Consider the following 229-nt stretch of genomic DNA (forward strand, 5'->3'; position numbering starts at 1 on the left):
GGTATTGAATGCGGCGGATTCAACTGTGAAGGGGGTAGAGCTGGAAAGTAGTTTTGCTGCAACATCAACACTGAACTTTACGGGTTCCATTGGTTATATTAATGCGGAATTTGATGAAGTTGCGTTCTTCAATCCAAACACTCAGCAAGTCGAAGATGTTTCAAATCGCTGGTCATTCCCCAATACGCCAGAGCTAACAGCCAATCTTGGTTTCAATCAGGAGTTCACT

Annotated in this window: 1 protein-coding gene; it reads left to right on the forward strand. The window is 43.7% G+C overall.

The genetic code is table 11. The features are described from left to right. On the forward strand, positions 1–229 hold a 229-nt coding region (locus SB847_RS22505; RefSeq protein ID WP_410579007.1), incomplete at both ends, for a hypothetical protein.

This window comes from Bacillus sp. SIMBA_026 (assembly GCF_046535335.1).
Lineage (GTDB): Bacteria > Bacillota > Bacilli > Bacillales > Bacillaceae > Bacillus > Bacillus velezensis.